The organism is Leptospira tipperaryensis (assembly GCF_001729245.1).
GTDB classification, from domain to species: Bacteria; Spirochaetota; Leptospiria; order Leptospirales; family Leptospiraceae; genus Leptospira; species Leptospira tipperaryensis.
In genome coordinates this window covers 2,040,908-2,058,972 of the sequence record NZ_CP015217.1, presented here as the reverse complement: position 1 = coordinate 2,058,972, position 18,065 = coordinate 2,040,908, and the positions used below count along the sequence as shown (strand labels likewise).

General features: G+C 43.2%; 11 protein-coding genes and 1 tRNA gene. 5 read left to right on the top strand and 7 right to left on the bottom strand.

The window, feature by feature from the left end; all coding sequences use genetic code 11:
- Window positions 1-14: 14 nt before the first annotated feature.
- The 5 genes from A0128_RS09690 to A0128_RS09670 all read right to left on the bottom strand — a co-directional run bounded on the left by A0128_RS09690 (window position 15) and on the right by A0128_RS09670 (window position 7,956).
- Window positions 15-2,759, bottom strand: a complete 2,745-nt coding sequence (locus tag A0128_RS09690) for an ATP-binding protein (protein WP_069607323.1) — start codon at window positions 2,757-2,759, stop codon at window positions 15-17.
- A gap of 5 nt (window positions 2,760-2,764) precedes the next feature.
- Window positions 2,765-4,417, bottom strand: coding sequence for an acyl-CoA carboxylase subunit beta (locus A0128_RS09685; protein WP_069607322.1), 1,653 nt, complete (start codon window positions 4,415-4,417; stop codon window positions 2,765-2,767).
- 91 nt (window positions 4,418-4,508) lie between these two features.
- A complete protein-coding gene (locus A0128_RS09680) occupies window positions 4,509-4,838 on the bottom strand; it encodes an STAS domain-containing protein (RefSeq protein WP_069607321.1) in 330 nt (109 codons plus the stop codon).
- Window positions 4,822-7,638, bottom strand: a complete 2,817-nt coding sequence (locus A0128_RS09675) for a SpoIIE family protein phosphatase (protein WP_069607320.1) — start codon at window positions 7,636-7,638, stop codon at window positions 4,822-4,824. The genes A0128_RS09680 and A0128_RS09675 overlap by 17 nt, the downstream gene beginning before the upstream one ends.
- Before the next feature lie 9 nt (window positions 7,639-7,647).
- Complete coding sequence (locus tag A0128_RS09670; protein WP_069607319.1) at window positions 7,648-7,956, bottom strand: hypothetical protein; 309 nt, start codon at window positions 7,954-7,956, stop codon at window positions 7,648-7,650.
- Window positions 7,957-8,016: 60 nt separating this feature from the next.
- Here A0128_RS09670 and A0128_RS09665 point away from each other — a divergent pair.
- The 4 genes from A0128_RS09665 (at window position 8,017) to A0128_RS09650 (ending at window position 12,846) form a co-directional block, all read left to right on the top strand.
- Window positions 8,017-8,089, top strand: a tRNA-Ala gene (locus tag A0128_RS09665).
- Window positions 8,090-8,342: 253 nt separating this feature from the next.
- A complete protein-coding gene (locus tag A0128_RS09660) occupies window positions 8,343-9,050 on the top strand; it encodes a hypothetical protein (protein ID WP_069607318.1) in 708 nt (235 codons plus the stop codon).
- 1 nt (window position 9,051) lies between these two features.
- Window positions 9,052-9,588: a peptide deformylase gene (def, locus tag A0128_RS09655; RefSeq protein WP_069607317.1), complete on the top strand. Its 537-nt coding sequence runs from the start codon at window positions 9,052-9,054 to the stop codon at window positions 9,586-9,588.
- A 21-nt stretch (window positions 9,589-9,609) separates the two neighbouring features.
- On the top strand, window positions 9,610-12,846 hold the full coding sequence (locus A0128_RS09650; protein WP_069607316.1) for an efflux RND transporter permease subunit: 3,237 nt from the start codon (window positions 9,610-9,612) through the stop codon (window positions 12,844-12,846).
- Between the two features lie 829 nt (window positions 12,847-13,675).
- On the opposite strand, the gene A0128_RS09640 is transcribed toward A0128_RS09650, so the two are convergent.
- Window positions 13,676-14,872: a polysaccharide deacetylase family protein gene (locus tag A0128_RS09640; RefSeq protein ID WP_069607314.1), complete on the bottom strand. Its 1,197-nt coding sequence runs from the start codon at window positions 14,870-14,872 to the stop codon at window positions 13,676-13,678.
- 45 nt (window positions 14,873-14,917) lie between these two features.
- The gene (tyrS, locus tag A0128_RS09635) at window positions 14,918-16,135 is read right to left on the bottom strand and encodes a tyrosine--tRNA ligase (protein WP_069607313.1); all 1,218 of its coding nucleotides are present in this window, start codon (window positions 16,133-16,135) and stop codon (window positions 14,918-14,920) included.
- Between the two features lie 32 nt (window positions 16,136-16,167).
- Here tyrS and A0128_RS09630 point away from each other — a divergent pair, with 32 nt between their 5' ends.
- Window positions 16,168-17,820, top strand: coding sequence for a glycerol-3-phosphate dehydrogenase/oxidase (locus A0128_RS09630; protein ID WP_069607312.1), 1,653 nt, complete (start codon window positions 16,168-16,170; stop codon window positions 17,818-17,820).
- The last annotated feature ends 245 nt before the right edge of the window (window positions 17,821-18,065 follow it).

Genomic DNA, 18,065 nt, shown 5'->3' with positions numbered 1-18,065 from the left:
TTCTTAATGGAAGGTTAGATCAGACTTAAAGTAATTTTTTTCTTTCTGTCTGCGATCTCTTGATCCGTTTCGATATGAATCACTTCGTCCGGAACGATCTTGAAGATCGTTTGACCTTTCGAGATGATCTTTCCGTCGCTGTCGTTTAACAAAATCTCTTTCACGGTTCCGCTAAACGGAGCCGAAATCTTATTAAACATCTTCATCACTTCGACGATAAAGAGAGGTTGTCCAGCTTTGAAATGATCTCCGACTTGAACCATCGGAGGAAGATCAGGAGCTTCTTTCGAATAAAACATTCCACCCATAGGAGCTACGATTTCATCCGAACTTGCTTTCGGAGGAGGAGCTAAGAATTTAATAAAAGCGTCTCTCGTATCGGATTTTTTAAATTCTTCCGGAAGAATGGCTTCCAGTTTTTCATCTACACCCAGGTTGTAAAAACCGGAGTTCAAACCTGCGGACGGAAGAAGTTTGATCAACTCGAGTCCGATTTGAAATCCATTGTGCGATTGAATCACTTGCGGTAGGATCGAAGCATCCACACCTTTCAAAGCTTTTCCTGCGTTTAGGCTCGAAACGAGTTCGATGGAGTCGGCCGCAATCCCTGTTTTCTTTGACAATTCCTGATAGAATGAAATCGCTTTTTGAAGGATTTCATTATCGTGATCCCAGATCTGTTCGGAAGGAGGTTGAGTTACGTCCGCTTCCATGTTCAGATAGTGATAGAGATCCGCTAAAATAAAAATCGGGTTTCTCAGCCACTCAATCTTAGATCCTGCGATCTTCCAAGAATGGTTGAGATGAAATCCGATAAAACCCGCGACCAAATGAGCGTCCTTTGCGATCGCTTCAATCGGTCTTGTGATTAGGGTGAGTTTACGACTCAGAACTTTTTTTGCTTCGGCAGGGGCTTCGGAGATCGTTTTTTTCCAGGCGATTTCCAAATCCACGTCCTTCATCAATCTTTCCAAGGATCCAACTCCCGCGAGATACGAAATCATAAACGCGGTAGAAGGTTTGAACATCGCGTCCTTTCCAAGAATCCAATTGATCAAACCGTAATGAACCAGAAGGTTTGTCTGAAGATCGTGTCCTCGAAGTTCGGTTCTTCTCAGAATATTGCTCAGACGTTTTAGGTTGTCTTCTCTAGTTTCACCATGAGTGATCAAGAGGGCGATATTGGAATCGTAAGCTCCGGCTACTTTATAATGTACGAATAGACCCATATCCGGGTTTCGGATGCTGATCCCTTGATCGTCGCGAATTTCTTCGGGAAGCGGTTTGGACCAACCCATGATCACGCCGCCTGCGTGTGGTTGGATCGCTTTGTTGGTCGCGTTGATACGAACCTCGGCTCCGGAAGGATATCTCAAAATTCTTTCCGGTTTCTGAAGTCTTTTTCCGTGTAAGGAAAGAAGAGCCATCGCCTCGATCAAACTATCTACGATAAAAAAATCGTTTGCATTTTCCGGATTTTTGAACTTCAGGGAATAGACCATCTCGGTTACTCTGTGTTCCACTTGGATTCGAGTGTTTACTTCCATAAAGAAGTGATTGGTTCCATCCACGATGGACTCGAATGTCGAAACGCTGTTGAGTTTTACGGCCGCGCCGAAACGTTCGGATTGTTCTTCCATGTCGCGAAGAACTTTCAAATCACCTTTTAAAACTTCAGCTTTTTTCGGATTCGTGGAAGCCGACACCGCGATTTCTTTTTCAAGCAATTCTTGAGTGAGAGATATCTCGAGAAGTTTTTGTTCGTGCATCTGCACGGAACAATCTCTTCCACCGAGAGCGAGACACCATTCTCCGTTACCGATCAATTGAATTTCGTTGTGTCTTGTGTTTTCGATGTTTAATTCTATAAGAAAGTTTTTATTAGTTCCGGGAGCCGTAACTTTTGATTCGGATAGAATTTCTTGAACCGCGGCTTTTACTTCTTCGATTTTGGAAACGACCCTTTGACCTTTTCCCCCGCCTCCGCCGATATATTTAAAACGAATCCGATTTTTGGAAAATTTTTCCCAGATCTTCTTACATTCTTTTTCGGCTTCGACTTGAAGGTCGGCGATACTCACGAGTTCTACGATTTTAGCGTATCCGAGATCCAATAAATTTTCGGCGTTTGTTTCGAGAGAAACGGAAGAATCAAAAGTAAAATCGATTCCCTTATCTTTCGCGAGCTTTTCCAAAGCTTTCCCATCGGGAGCTTTGGCGAGAAGCGCAAGCGAGGAAATATTATCCACACCGGGAGTTACGGAAACTTCCAGCTTTCTCGCGATCTTCTTCGCCGCGTCCTTGGAACCTGCTTGGTCGGCCACGTAAGAAGCGGGACCCATAAAAACGATTCCGCTTTTTTCAATCGCGGAAATAAACTCGGAGTCTTCCGCCATAAATCCGTAACCGGCAAAGATATGAGTGTATTTGTTATCCTTTGCGATAGAGATGATCTGCTGAATCCTTTCTAATTTTTCAGCGTTTCCCGATCCCATATAATCGGGAACACGATGAATGTTATGAGGAAAACGAAATCCTCTGAGTTCGGGAGCGAGCGCCATCGGATACACGACGGAATCTTTTTCGGAAAGAAGAATTCCATATTCTCTGATTCCGATTAGATCAAAGATTTCCATGGCTTCTTTTCGAACCGGTCCTCTACAAACGATCAAACACTTGATCGATTCCAGAGAAAAAGAACGGATCCAAGGCGAATTGGACTGATGAAATTGAATGCGATTGTTTTGAAAGTCGATCATGTCGATTACTCAAACTCCCTTTGAGGTCCGGACAAAGGCGCCGGTTTGTAATGTCGGATTAAATAATCCAGGTTTTGAAAAAGAATGTTTCTGGTAGTTCCGGGAAGAACGATTCTGGAAACCGAACCGAGAGAAAGAGCTTCTTTCGGATTCATCAGTTCCCTTTCATACTGTGTGGAAAGGGTCTGAAGTTTTTTGTCTCGAACCACGATCGCTTCTTTTTCGGACATTCCCTTCTTTACGTTTTCCTGATATTCTCTGTGAATCGCGGAAACGTCGTCTTTGTAGACGTAGTCTTTTCCAGCAGGTCCCATCACCGCGATTCTCGCGGTAGGAAGCGCAAAAACCATATCAGCTCCCACGTGATAAGAGTTAAAACAAGCATAGGCTCCGCCGAATGCGTTTCGGATAATCAACGTCAGACGTGGTGTACGGATATCGATGATGGAATCCAAAAGTTTTCTTCCTTCTAAAACGATTCCGTTTTGTTCCTGATCTTTTCCTGGTAAGAATCCGGTGGTATCTTCCAAAAAGACGATCGGGATATTGTAGAGGTTGCAAAAACGGATAAAACGAGTTCCCTTTCTTGCGGCATTGATGTCGATCTGTCCCGAAGAAACCGCCGAGTTGTTCGCGACAAAGGCAACGACGTGACCTCCGATTCTTCCGAAAGCGGTGACGAGGTTTCTGGATCTCTGCGGTTGAATTTCAAAATATTGACCGTGATCGCAGATGTTTTGCAGATAGAGGGTGATATCAAAAGGAGTGTTCATCCCCGTCGGAGAGTTGAACGTTTTCTTAAATAGAATTTCTTCTTCGTAGATAAAACGATCCGTAGGATCCGAGGTCGGATGAAATGGAGCGAAGGAATGGTTGTTGTCCGGAAGATACGATAACAAACGTAGCGCGGTTCTAAGAGATCCGAGCTCGTCTCCGGTTACGATATCGACGACTCCGCTTTGTCCGTGTACTTTGGGTCCGCCTAGATCGTCCGCGGAAATGTCCTCACCGAGAACGGACTTCACTACACCCGGTCCTGTTAAACCGAAAAACGTATTCTCGCACTGGATCATAAACGATCCCTGACGAGGGAGATAGGCACCGCCCCCCGCGTTGAATCCGAACATGAGCATCAAACTCGGAACCACGCCGCTGATTTTTCGAAGTGCGGTAAAAGCCTCGCTGTAACCGTCGAGTCCGCCTACTCCCGCAGGAACATAAGCCCCGGCAGAATCGTTCATTCCGATCAATGGAATTCCGTGTTCCCCAGCCATATAGATAAGTCGGGCGAGTTTGCTTCCGTTGGTCGCATCCATCGAACCCGCGCGAAGAGTAAAGTCGTGTCCGTAGATCGCGACGTCTCTTCCGTTGATGTTTAAAATTCCTGTAACGAGGGAAGCCCCGTCGAGACTCTTTCCCCAGTTTTGATAAAGAATGTTGGGTTCTTGTTCGGTGAGAACTTTGATTCTTTCCCAAACGGTCATTCTTTCTTTTGAATGTTGAACGAGAATCCTGTCGACTCCACCGCCCGCAAGGGGTTTGTTTAGGAGTTCTTTTCCTAATTCGTTAGCCTCTTCATAAAGACCACGAGCTTTCGGAACGTCAGGTTCGGTCGCGGATTGGAATGGATTATCCAGTGAGTATTTTGCTTCGGACATACGGGAACCTTTAAATGGAATGAAATATATCCAGTTTTTAAGAAAAGGATTCTCGGGAAAGTTAAATTCGAAATCGAGGCGAGGATCGTAGCTATTTTATAGCGGACTCGAGAGTTTCGAAAATGCTGAACATCGAATTCATATCGATGATATCAAAAACCTTTTTTACGGCGGGTTTGATTCCCGCGAGTCTGAGTTCCACGTCTCTTTCCTTACATTCTCTGAGAGCCGCTACGATGATACGGAGGCCTGCGGAAGAAATGAATTCGACGGAAGAAAGATCTAATATGAGAACGGGAGAATTGCCTGTCTTGATCTGATCCATGAACACCGATTCAATTCTGTGAGTGTTATGAACGTCTAAGTTTCCGATCAAGTGGATAATTTTAGAATGATTTTTTATTTCAGATGTGATTTCCATTCGAGGCCTTGTGTTGAAAATTCTTCTTGAGAACTAAAACGTTCTTTCCGCCTTCGCTCGAATAATCGACGGAATCCATGAGCTTTTCGATCAGATAGACTCCGAATCCACCTTTTCTTTTACCGCTCAGATTGTCCTCGATCGAAGGTTCTTGAACTTCTTTTCTCTGAAAGACTTTCCCGGAATCAATTAATACAATGGTGATCCAGTCCCCTGTAAAGCGTATTTTACATTCAAACTTTGGATTTTTCAGAGTTGTGTTTTCATAACCGTGCATTACGATGTTAGTGCCGGCTTCGTCGCAAGCGAGAAGAATATCGTCTCTCAGAGCTTCGTCGAGATCTCGAACCTTGATCGTCTCATATACAAATTCTCGAAACAAAGGAATCGCAGAAGTGCTCGCTTCAAATTCTCTTGAGAATTGATAGTCGTCGTTAAACTTTAAGATCATCACAGTGAAGTCGTCGTAGAGTTCAGGCGTTCCCGAGAATGCTCGGACCAAACCGAAAAGTTCGTCGATGATCTGTGAAGAAGGAAGATCTCTTCTCGCGATGATCTCTTGGATCATTCTTTCTAAACCGAATTCTTCATCCTTTGCATTTTTCTCTTCAATCGCACCGTCCGTATACAGAATCACCATATCACCCGGTTCTACAATCAGACTTCCTCCCTTGTAACTCGCGGAAGTGATGACCCCGAGCGGAGGACCGGAGCCTTTGATCAATTCCCAGGTTCCATCTTTGCGGATGAGAATCTGATCGTTGTGACCTGCGGAAGCATAATCCAAAGTAAATATTGCGGGATTGTAATGAATAAAGAAGGTAGTCACAAACATTCCATTGTGAGAATCTTCGTAGATGAGCGCGTTTCCTTGTTTTAAGATCTCTTCCGGATTGAGATCGTGATTTCGAGCCAAGGTTCGAATGATAGAAGAACTCATCGCCATAAAGATCGCGGCGGGAAGACTTTTTCCGGAAACATCCGAAACTAAAAAAGAATACTGTCCGTCTTGGTATTGATAGTAATCGTAAAAATCTCCGGAAACTTCCTTTGCGGGAACTGACTTTACTCCGAGATCAAAGTTGGAATTAAAACTTTTCGGTTCCGGAAGAATGTTTTTTTGAATCTCTCGCGTGATCTCGATTTCCCGCTCCAAGGAACGCTGCATCGCCTTCCTCGAAATCATTTCGTTTTGCAGCTTGAGAGTTTCGTGTCCCCTCGCGATCAAAGACGCAAAGGTTTGTAAAAGTCTGAGATGAGAATGATTATAAGAAAGTTTGTCCACACGATCCGAAACCGTAATCGCACCAAAAGCGCTTCTTCCTTGGTGAGTGAGAGGAAGAACGATATAAGAACCTTTGAGATATTCCTGATCGAGTTCGTGATCGAATGCAGAATTTTGAATATCTTCTTTGACGATCGTTTTTTCCTCTTCGATCGAACGATGGATAAAACTTCCTTGGTAGTTCGTGGTTCGAAAAATCTCCACGGTTTTTTCGGAAGTGTAGGAAATCGAAGTCAGGATTCCCAACTTTCGGTTGATAAGAAAGATTCCCGTTTTACGCGCGTCCATTTCTCCGTGAATCACGGGGATGGATTGTTTCATAAGATCCGCTTGATTTTTAGCGGAAGAAACCACTTGAGAAAGTTCAAAGAGACTTTCCAATTCCGAAACTTTTTTACGAAGATCCTTGTTGGCGGCTTCTAAATTTTGAAGAAGTCCGGTCTTCTGAATTGCGAGCGCGGAAGTTCCTGAAAAACTCAAGAACAACTCGAGATCCCCTTCCGTAAAAAAAGAACGATCGATCGTGTTGATCGCCTCGATCACACCGATGACCTGTCCTTCCACGAGCAACGGAGCTGCCATGATGTTTCTGGTTACGAAGTGAGAGACCTTATCCACTTCGCGATAGACTCGAGGGTCGTTCATCGCGTCGTTGATGATCATCGGCTTTTTGTCCTGTACGACCATTCCAGCGACGCCCTTTCCAACGGGGACTCTTACCTTCGTCACCTCGTCTTTCTTTTCTCCCAAGACCGTATGAAAATAGAGATATTCTCTGGAATCGTCCAGGAGCAAAACGCTACAGGCTTCCGTGCGAAAGACTGACTTCGAAGAAAGCATAATCGCTTCCAGAAGTTGGGAAAGATCCAAGGACTTATTGATAAGACCGGAAACTCGAATGATCTCCGTTAATAAAAAATCAAAACGATCGGTTTGCTTGCGAATCTGCACCGATTCCAATGCGACCCGGGATGTCGTCATCAGAGACAAAACTACAAGAGAAGATTCTCCGGAAACAAAGGATTCTTCCAAAAGATCGGAGATGATTCGAGTCGTGGCCCGCAGGTGTTCAAAGTCCGATTCTCTGAATTCTCCTCCTTCGCTTTCGGGTCTTCCGATGAAGATGGTTCCGAATATTTTTTTCTGATTTTCAGAAGAAGAAACACCCAATTCTCCAACGTGAAGGACGCAACAAACCGCATTGTATTGGAGCGGAGGGATCAGCTTGCTCGGGCTTCTTCCTTTTTTGAGGTTGATGTCTTGTCCGGTTTTGAAACAAAAATCAGAAACGAGTCTGGCTTCTTCGATCGCATTTGGAGGAGGATTTCCTAAGATCGAACGGGGTGTTCCATCTTCTAAACGAAAACTGAATATACCGAATTTTGCGGAAGTGAGTTGGATGATTTCCGTGAGGAGAGATTCAAAAACAATTGTTAAACCTGGATTGTCTTCCAGGTAAAGTTTTCCATCAGAGGTTTGTCTGAGGAGAGAATCTTGTTTTTTACTCGAGATCAAAGCAGAGGTTCAGCCGGCCTGAAACTTTAAGGATTCTTCTCTCAGTTTCTTATTTGCATTTTCTAATTCACGAATGCGGGTCAAGGCTCCCATCAATTCTTCGCGAGAGAGATTGGTAACAACGTTAGTCGCGTCAAAAGCTTCCTTCGCGTCTTTGAGTTCGGAACCGGAATACTGAATGATACCTTCGTACATACGAATGATCTCGTCGGCGTTTTCCAATTCCTGCTCGTTGAGTCTAAGAACTTTCTCATAACCTTTGATGATATCGTTCTGAATCTTTAATTTTTTTTGTAAATCCTCGATAGATTCACTCATCCTTACACTCCTGTATTTGTATTGACTTCATGGAATTTGGTAAAAACCTGATTCCAAAATGGGGACGTAGCTCAGTTGGGAGAGCGTTTGAATGGCATTCAAAAGGTCGGGGGTTCGATTCCCCTCGTCTCCAGTTACGACTTCCGCCACTTGAGTTTTTAAACTTTCTAACCTCTGTCAAACTCTTTTACAACTTCTTGCCAACCAGATTTTACCTGGAAGAAAGTGGAAACCTTTCGCCTTTGAAAACAAGAACGGGAAGCTCCTAAGTTCGAATCGTTTCATTTGTAATCCGCTCTTGATCCGTCCTTTTTTTATGGCTATTTTCCACTGGAAAGAGAAAGCTCGCTAAAGCGATCTTAAAACCCAGTCAAAACCTCAAACCTATGTCAAATCGAATCTCCATTCAACGGCTGGGCTCTTCGACACAAGCGCCCCTATTCCTTCTTCCGGATTTTGACTTTCCCGGAAGAAGAATTCAGACGGAATCCTTTGCCTCCGCTTTTTCGCTTCGAGTCTTCGAGGTTCCGATTCAATCTTTCCAAACGGACTTTCCAAGATACGAAGAATGGATCGAATCGATTTCCGAGGAAATCCGAAAGACCAAGGGAAAAGTTAAACTTTTGGGAGAAGGATATTTTTCGGGGATCGTTTTCGAATTGATCAAGAAATTTCCGGATCGAATCGAAGCGGCTTGTATCGTCAACCCTCCGTTTCCAAAAGTCCGAGATCCCTTCCCCTGGTTTCCAAAAAATGTAGAATGGATCCTGGAACGATTTCCTTGGAATCCTTGGTTTCTTCTCTCGGAGGATTTACATCTCTTGTTTGAAACGTTAGAGAGAAGTTTTCGGAAAGGAATGGAAGAATCGAATCTTCTGCCCACGGTTTTGTTCACTGGAATTCCGGGGATGATCACGGAACAAATGAAAGCGTCCGGAAAAGAATTACAGTCCTTTCGAGTCTATAGAATCGAGTCCGCAGATCGAAATTCGATCCAAGTTCTATTTAAAGAATTGATCGTGAAAATTCTCGCCGAGATACCGATTTCTTCTGTCCAAAAAAAGTCGAACTTTAAGATAGAACCTGGTTTTTAATATGTCAGTAAGAAAAATTTTAAGAATGGGAGACCCGCTTCTCCGTCAAGTATCCGAACCCGTCACTGAAGACGAGATCCAGACAAAAGAATTTAAGAAATTGCTCAAGGATATGTTCGATACGATGCGTCACGCGGAAGGTGTGGGACTCGCGGCTCCGCAGATCGGAATTTTGAAACAGATCGTGGTGGTGGGTTCGGAGGATAACGAGCGTTATCCGGGAACCCCGGATGTGCCGGATCGAGTCATTCTCAATCCGATCATCACTCCCCTGACGAGCGAGAGTTCCGGGTTTTGGGAAGGATGTCTTTCCGTTCCCGGAATGCGCGGTTATGTTGAAAGACCGAATCGGATTCGAATGCAATGGATGGACGAAAAAGGAAACAAATTCGACGAGACAATCGACGGCTACAAGGCCGTAGTTTATCAACACGAATGCGATCATCTTTTGGGCGTTCTTTATGTGGATCGACTGAAAGACACAAAGTTATTTGGATTCAATGACACATTGGATTCCGGCGGAAAAATTCTAGATTAGAAAATTATAAAATAAAAATATATGAAATCCCTTGTTGAGTATTTCCTTTCTAAAAGTATCTTCGTAAACCTTCTTACATTTCTGATCATCCTTATCGGCGGTTTTACCGCAGTGAGAATGAATCGGGAAGCGTTTCCAAATATCAACTTCGATATCGTAAGCGTGGTCACCGTCTTTCCGGGCGCGTCTCCTTCCGAAATTGAAAAACTGGTCACAAAACCTTTGGAAGAAGCGATCAAAGAAGTGGATGGAATCAAAGAGTTCCGATCCGCCTCGATCGAAAATCGTTCCGGTATTGTGATTACCCTCGATCCGGATGCAAAGGATACACAAAAGGTCGTGGACGATATCAAGTCCTCCATTGATCGAGTGGAAGATCTTCCCGAGGAAGCCGAGGATCCGCTGGTAACGGAAGTCACTACTTCCAGACAACCGGTGATCGAAATCGATATCAGTTTAAAATCCGAGGACGCGAGCGTAGAAGCGGAAAAACGACTCAAGGCTCAAGCCAAGGTCGTAGAACAGGCTCTCGAAGATATTCCCGGTGTTGCGAGAATTTCCAAAAGAGGCTGGAGAGAAACGGAGATGCAGGTGGATATCAATCCCGCCGCAATGTTCTCCCACTATCTCACGAGTCAGGACGTAATCCTTGCATTAAAAAATCGTAATATAAACTTTCCAGGTGGAAACATCGCCGGAAATCAAAAAGAAGTCATACTAAGAACGATCGGAGAATTCGATTCTCCAAAAGAAATTTCGGGAGTACATATCCGATCGAACGAAATTGGAAATTCGATTCGAATCGATAACGTCGCGACCGTAACCGAGGGCCTAAAAGAGGCGGAGTATCTCGACAAGGTAAATGGAAGAAAGACGATCGCTATGACCGTCATCAAAAGGGAGAAAGCGGACGCGATTCTCGTAGTAGACGAAGCCAAAAAAGTCATAGAAGAATTCAGAAAGAGTTCCAACGGAGAATTTGAATACGCGTTCGTAAACGATCTTTCAAAATACATCCGAAGACGACTCGGTGTTCTTCTTTCAAACGCCGCGGGTGGTTTGATTTTAGTAACTGCTTCCCTCTTTCTATTCTTAGGATGGAGAGTCGCTTTAATGACCGCGCTTGGAATCCCGGTTTCTTTCGGCGCTACTTTTGTGATCATGAATTATCTCGGATTGACCCTCAATCTGATTTCTATGTTCGGTTTGATCATCGTAGTCGGGATCTTAGTCGATGACGCGATCATCATCTGCGAAAACGTTTATCGTTATATGGAAGAAGGGATGCCCGCTTACGAAGCAGCTCTCAAGGGAACCTCGGAAGTAATTGATCCGGTAACTGCCACCGTAACGACAACCGTCGCGGCTTTTGCACCGATGCTTTTTATGACCGGGATCTTTGGAAAGTTTATCTATAGTATTCCCTTGGTCGTAATCATCGCGTTACTCGCCTCGCTTTCGGAAGCGTTCTTTATTCTTCCTTCTCACTTATATGATATTAATAAAAACAAGTTTCATTCGGGGCAGATCAAGGAAGAAAGCGGATGGTTTTATAAACTTAAGGTCAACTATTACCTTCCTCTCTTAAAGTTTGCGCTCAAACACAGACTTCAAATTTTTGTTTATTTGTTCGCCATGTTGATCGGAAGTTTTGCGTTATTCGCAGTTGCCGGCAAATTCAAACTTTTTCCGGGTTCCGTCGACGTCTTTCAAATCAAACTCACGGGACAAACCGGACTTTCTTTACAGGAAACGGAACGATTCGCAAACGTTTTAGAAAAAGAACTCGCGAAAGTATCCAAGGAAGAAGTGGAGAACTACGTAACGAGAGTCGGGATCATTCAAAAAGATCCGAACGATCCGTTTACAAAACGAGGAAAACACTACGGACAAATTCTTGTCTATTTAACGCCCGAAGAAAATAGAAAGAGAAATACGGATGAAATCATTTCGGAAGTCAGAGAGAAAACGATCTGGCTTCTCAATCAAAAATCGATTCAGATTTTAGAAGAGACTCGTAAAAAGGAAGCGGAGAAAAAGAAACAGGAATACAAACCTTTTAATCTAAACTCGTTTCCGGCTGAATTCTCAAGATTCAAAGGACAGTTGCTCGCGCTCGATTTTGAAAAAATTTCCGGAGGTCCTCCCGTCGGAAAACCGGTCGCGATTGAAATTCGAGGAGACGACTATGAAACCTTGATTCGGATCGGAGAAGAATACAAGGGAGTTATGGCAAAGGTTCCCGGAGTTACCGATATCGGAGACGACTTCAACGAAGGAAAGGACGAGGTAAGAATCAAGGTCAGCGAATCTCTTGCTTCCACGGCCGGTGTTTCCGTTTTCAAGGTCGCTCAAGCGATCAACACCGCCTTTCAAGGAACGGTTGCGACTAAGATAAAAAGAGCGGATGAAGAAGTCGAAGTCAAGGTTCGTTTTCCGGAAGAAGTCAGAAAGTCCATCGGTTCTTTGAATAATATTTTCGTAAGCAATCAAATCGGTAAATTGATTCCGGTTTCCAAGCTGATCACTTATATAAGAGAACCCGGTTTTGCAAACATCAATCACTTAGACGGAAAACGTCTTCTTACGGTGACGGCTAACTTGGATGAATCGAAGACCGATACAAGGAGAGCGAATGCGGAAATTGCGAAGCTCGCAAAAGGAATCATCGATAAATATCCCGGTTATCGGATGCGTTTCGGAGGAGAAAACAAGGACACGGAAGAATCTCTCGCAAGCTTAGGAAGAGCCTTTCTTGTCGCGTTTATCATCATTTTTATGATTTTGGCGTCCCTTTTTCGATCTTTGATCCAACCTGTGATCGTAGTCAGTTCCATTCCATTCTCTTTGATTGGAGTGATTCTTGCTTTCGTTTTACACGGAGAATACTTCGGTTTCCTTGCCTTTTTAGGAATCGTAGGTTTAGCCGGAGTGGTCGTAAACGATTCCATTGTCCTCGTTGATTTTGCAAATCAGCTAAGAACTGAAAAACCCGGTGAGGACATCGATTCGATTCTGATCGAAACGGGTCTTTTGCGTTTGAGACCGGTGGTCCTTACGACCGTAACTACCGTATTGGGATTGTTGCCTACCGCTTATGGAATTGGAGGAAGGGATCCATTCTTAGTTCCTATGGCTCTCGCTTTCGGTTGGGGATTGGCATTCTCATCCTTTCTGACGTTAGTCGCGGTTCCCGTTTTGTATAAGACGGTTTACAACGCGCAACAAAGACTCAATCGTCTTTTAGGAAGGGCGTAATTCTATACTAAATAGAAAAACGTTGTCGTTTTTAAAGGAATTGAATATAACGTTTGATTCCGAAAACGAGAACGTTAGTTCCCTTTTTACTGTTTTTCTTTGGCGCTTCCGATGAGAGCCTTGAAAAAGGCGAAATCAAAAGGAGTTTGTAAGTGAAGAAAATTTTACTTATCTTTGCGTCTATTTGTATTTATACGAATTGTGTAACTGCGACAAAGATTGACGAAGCGCTTTACAATAGAGATCTGACAAGATCTTATAACCAGTCAAAGGATAAAACGTTTCGTGCGTTGAAAGAATTCAAAATTGCTATTGAAAAACAGAATAAAGAAAAAGGCATCTAAAGTATAGACTTTGGAATAACAATCTCGAACAAACCGAGTTGAACACGGAATGGTGTAAACAGAATGTTTGGGATCCGTTATTCAAAGAAATTCAAATCAAACTCGATGGATTTTAAAAGAGGTCCTTTCATTTAGATTGCAGTCGTTTAAACGACAATTTTGTAGTAGAAACGCGCCCCACCCTCGTTGGGTGGTGGAGGCGGGATTGGCGGGAGAAGTTCGGAAATTTTCCTTTAGCAGAATATTCCATCTTTTGCAATCAGAATTTTTTCAAAGAATTTGTAGGAGCTCCTACCGTTCTTTTGTGAAAAATTGCCCCGCCCTGAAACTTGGGTGGAGGGGTGAGGCGGCGGGAAAACTTCGGAGATTCTGCTTTATCAGAAAAATCCCAAATTGGCAATGAAAAAAAGATCACTTCTCATGTAGGAACTCTCACAAGAATTCAATCAAAGAATCCTTTTCAAAAACGCAAAGCGAATGATCAATCAGTCTTGTTGATCATTGAGGGTCTCGGGAATCGTTACAAAACTATAACCCTTCGAGAGCATCTCTTGGATAAAATCCGGAAGAATATAAATCAACTTTTCAGTCTGTCTCGGCGAACCCAAGTGCATCAAGATAATGGCCCCGTTCATTCCATTCTTATCCGCCTCTTCCCAACGATATAAAAAGTCCAGCGCCTCTGCCCGCGTTTTATAATTTGGATTTGGTAGAATCCGTGTTTTCCCGGTCTGCGGATCCTTCTTATAAATAAATTTCTTATATACGAAATCTGGAATATCCAAAGAGCCTACGGAATTGTTACTCCAAAAAATATGCTGGGTAAATCCGATTTTTCCAAAGGTCTTGATCACGAGCGGGTCGAAACCTCCGTAAGGAAGACGGTAGAGTTTTGTAAGTTCTTTTCCCGTAATCGATTCAAACTTCTCTTCTACCTTTCTCATTTCTTGTTGGAGGAAATTTGTATCCGGAATCTCATCCGAAACATAAGTCAAAAGCGCTCTCTTTCGCAAAGATGCCTCGTATAAGCTTCTTGGAATATTATAATGACTCCATGTATGATTTCCAAAAACGACTCGATTTCCGAGCTGCGAAAGTTTTTTTAGATAGTAGATGTTTGTATTGCTAAAGAGGGATCCGTTTTTATGAGCCGGGTTTTCATTGGAGACAAACAAAGTGATCTTGATCGGAAATTTAGAAAGATACTCGTAGAGAAGTTTGAGGTCCTCTCCCGTTCCCAAGTCAAAAGTAAGGGAGATTTCCTTAAAGTTTACGTTTCCTCGATTGATATTCTTTCCGATATCCGGACCGGGAAGAGCTTCCAGGCTCGTTTTGTTTTCAGCGACTTGATCGGATAAATCCCCGTCCGGAACCGCGTTGTAGAGTTCGGATTTGAATTTGAGAAGTTCTTCTTCTTGTTGCTGTTCTTCCAAACGAAGAGAGGTAAGAGTTTCTTCCAAATTGGTAATATGGACCGTTTGTTTTTCAACGGTCGCTTCCAATCGAAAGATCTTATGAGTCAGGGTAAGAATCGATACCGAACCCAAAAAAGTAAAGAATCCGATGGAAAATAGAATGCGTAGCATTCTAAACTTTCTTTCTATTACCTCAGATTCGATTCCGCTTCTTTTGATTTCGGAAATCGTTCTGGAGAGTTCGGAAGATTCTTCTTCGCTTAACATGGGGATTTGATTGAAAAGAGAAAACGCAGATTCTTCAAATCATTTTTAGGAAAGAATTTTTAAAAATTTTCCCTTTTTCCCCTGTCTCACCAAGTATTCTTTTCCCTTCTGGATCGCCAATTTTTCATCGGTTATCTTATCTTCTTCGAGATAGAGCCCGCCCGCTTTGATCAACCTTCTTCCTTCCGAGACGGAAGGGACAAAAGCCAATTTGCTCAAAACCCAAACGAGCAAAGGTTCGGGGGTTTCCGCAAAAAATTCTTCTCCGAGTTTTACTTCCGGGATATCATCGGGGACGGCGCGAGATTTTGGATTGTGCACTTTTTTCCATTCTTCGATCGCTTCGCTGTTTTCAGAAGGCGACGAGAATTGGTCCATGATCAATTTTGCAAGTTCGGTTTTTACTTCTTTGGGGTGGAGTTCTTTTCTTTCAATTCCATTCTTTCGATTTTGAATTTCAGGAAGCGGAAGATCGGTGAGAAGTTCGAAATAATTCCACATCAGATCGTCACTGATGGACATGAGTTTTCCAAACATATCGATCGGAGCTTCCGTAATTCCCACATAGTTTCCGAGGGACTTGGACATCTTCTTGGTACCGTCAAGACCGACTAACAGAGGAAGTGTGATTACACACTGGGCTTCCTTTCCGTATTCTCTCTGTAAATCCCTTCCCACAAGAAGGTTGAATTTCTGATCGGTTCCCCCGAGTTCGACGTCGCATTCCATCGCGACGGAATCATATCCCTGCACCAAGGGATATAAAAATTCTATCATCGAAATCGATTGTCCGGCTTTGTAACGTTTGCTGAAATCGTCTCTCTCCAGCATTCTCGCGACGTTGTATTTAGAACTTAGAACAAGAACGTCCTCGAATTTCATCTCGCTACACCAGGTTGAATTGTAGACGATCTTGGTTTTTTGAGGATCGAGAACCTTAAATACCTGGCTCTGATATGTTTTCGAGTTTTCCAAAACTTCTTCTTTGGAAAGACGTTTTCTGGTTTCGGACTTTCCGGTTGGATCCCCGATCATTGCGGTAAAGTCTCCGAGTAAAAAGGAAACTTCATGACCTAGGTCTTGGAAATGTTTCAGTTTTTTTAACTGAACAAAATGTCCCAGATGAAGATCGGGAGCCGTAGGATCAAAACCTGCCTTAATTTTGAGCGTACCTTTTTTGGCGAGTTTGGATTTGAGTTCTTCTTCGCTGATTAAATCAACGCAACCCCGGCGAATAATTTCGATTTGTTTTTGAATGTCCATGCAAGAAAAATTGGTTTCGATTGTGAAACTTAATGCAAATTTGCAGGGGGAAAGAAACCTGTAAAGCAGGAAGAATTGTGAAAATGGAAAAACAAGGCAGAGCCGAACAAATTTCAAAATTACAAAAAGAATCTTATGATATTCTCTTTATCGGAGGAGGATCCACCGGCGCCGGCGCCGCGTTTGACGCTGCCAAAAGAGGTTACAAAACCGCTCTCATTGAAAAGAGAGACTTTGCTTCCGGAACTTCTTCTCGTTCCACAAAGCTCATCCACGGTGGGGTTCGTTATTTGGCTCAGTTTCATTTTAAGCTGATACACGAAGCTCTTACCGAAAGACAGAGACTTTTAGAAAATGCTCCTCATCTCGTAAAACCCCTCAAATTTGTTCTCCCGGCCTATCGATTTTACGAAAGACCTTACTACGGAATCGGACTTACCCTCTACGATATTCTTGCATCCAGAGGAAAACTTCCTTCTCACAAAACGATTTCCAAATCGGAAGCAATCAAAGAATTCTCAGCGATAAAAAAAGACGGGCTCTTCGGCGGAATTACCTATTACGACGCCCAATTCAACGACGCTCGTTTGAACGTCCTTCTTGCGAGAGCCGCGGAGAAAGAAGGAGCAACGGTCGCGAACAGAGTCGAACTCGTTTCTTTTATCAAAGAAAATGGAAAGCTCAAGGGTGCGAATCTCAAGGATCTCGAAACCGGAAAAATCTTTCCAATCTATGCAAAGGTCATCGCAAATACCACCGGAGTCTGGGTGGATCACGTTCGAAGACTCGATGATTCGAGGACGTTTAACGTTTTATCTCCGAGTCAAGGAATCCATCTTGTATTCTCCAAGGAAAAAATTCCTTGCGAGTCCGCAATGATCATTCCAAAGACAAAGGACGGAAGAGTTGTATTTATCATTCCTTGGGAAGATCACGTGATCTTAGGAACCACGGATACTCCGATTGAAAATCCGGGAGATGAACCTCTTCCGATCGGAAACGAAGTTCAATTCTTATTGGATACCGGAAATGATTATTTGGAATCTAAGGTGACTCAAAAGGATATTGTTTCCGTCTTTGTCGGAATTCGTCCCCTCATTTCCCCCGAAGGAAATCAAGATACGAAGAATATTTCTAGAGAGGAAGTGATTCTCGTTTCCAACTCAGGGCTTGTGACGATGGGCGGAGGAAAATGGTCCACGTATAGAAAGATGGCCGAAGAACTTGTGGATAGACTCGTTCAAGTTGGAAGTATAGAGACCAAAGAAGAATGTTCTACAAAGGTTTATCCTTTTCCAGGATCCAAGGGTTATTCCGAAACTCTTTATCAAGAATTGGAAAAGACATATAAGATCGAAACCAAGCTTGCGAAACGTCTTCAGAATTACTATGGAACTGAAGTCTTTGAAGTTTTAGGAAAAAAACCTAAGTTGATCGGAAAAGGAATTCCATTCTTTGAAGAAGAGGTTGTCTTTGCGGCCAAAGAAGAGTTCGCGTTAGGCGTCACCGATATTCTCGCGAGAAGGTTTCGGATTCTTTTCTTAGACCTGGATTTGTCCCAAAAAATGGTAGCTCCTGTGGCGACAATTCTTGCGAAACAACTCAAATGGAAAGAGAAGACAAAGAAGGCGGAAGAAGCAGAAGCCTTGAACCTTATCGAGAGTTTGAAAAAATCATATCGATAAAATTCTTTGACGACTTTTTGCAGCCCGAATAGAAGAAGAAAATTCTAAATTTATTATATTCTAAAATTAGAATATAATAAAGCTTCAAAGAATATCTCGTAGGAACAACTACAGTTTTACCGCGAAAAGCGCCGGCCCCACCCTGACTTTGGGTGGAGGGGTGAGGTGGTGGGAAAACTCCGGAGATTCTGCCTTATCAGAAAAATCTCTCTTTTTCAAACAAAATTTTTCCTCTTAGGCTTGTA

Excerpts from the sequence above, each read along its gene's own strand:
- A0128_RS09690 (WP_069607323.1), bottom strand. The coding sequence starts at position 2,759 with ATGATCGACTTTCAAAACAATCGCATTCAATTTCATCAGTCCAATTCG.
- A0128_RS09685 (WP_069607322.1), bottom strand. The coding sequence starts at position 4,417 with ATGTCCGAAGCAAAATACTCACTGGATAATCCATTCCAATCCGCGACC.
- A0128_RS09680 (WP_069607321.1), bottom strand. The coding sequence starts at position 4,838 with ATGGAAATCACATCTGAAATAAAAAATCATTCTAAAATTATCCACTTG.
- A0128_RS09670 (WP_069607319.1), bottom strand. The coding sequence starts at position 7,956 with ATGAGTGAATCTATCGAGGATTTACAAAAAAAATTAAAGATTCAGAAC.
- A0128_RS09660 (WP_069607318.1), top strand. The coding sequence starts at position 8,343 with ATGTCAAATCGAATCTCCATTCAACGGCTGGGCTCTTCGACACAAGCG.
- def (WP_069607317.1), top strand. The coding sequence starts at position 9,052 with ATGTCAGTAAGAAAAATTTTAAGAATGGGAGACCCGCTTCTCCGTCAA.
- A0128_RS09650 (WP_069607316.1), top strand. The coding sequence starts at position 9,610 with ATGAAATCCCTTGTTGAGTATTTCCTTTCTAAAAGTATCTTCGTAAAC.
- A0128_RS09640 (WP_069607314.1), bottom strand. The coding sequence starts at position 14,872 with ATGTTAAGCGAAGAAGAATCTTCCGAACTCTCCAGAACGATTTCCGAA.
- tyrS (WP_069607313.1), bottom strand. The coding sequence starts at position 16,135 with ATGGACATTCAAAAACAAATCGAAATTATTCGCCGGGGTTGCGTTGAT.
- A0128_RS09630 (WP_069607312.1), top strand. The coding sequence starts at position 16,168 with ATGCAAATTTGCAGGGGGAAAGAAACCTGTAAAGCAGGAAGAATTGTG.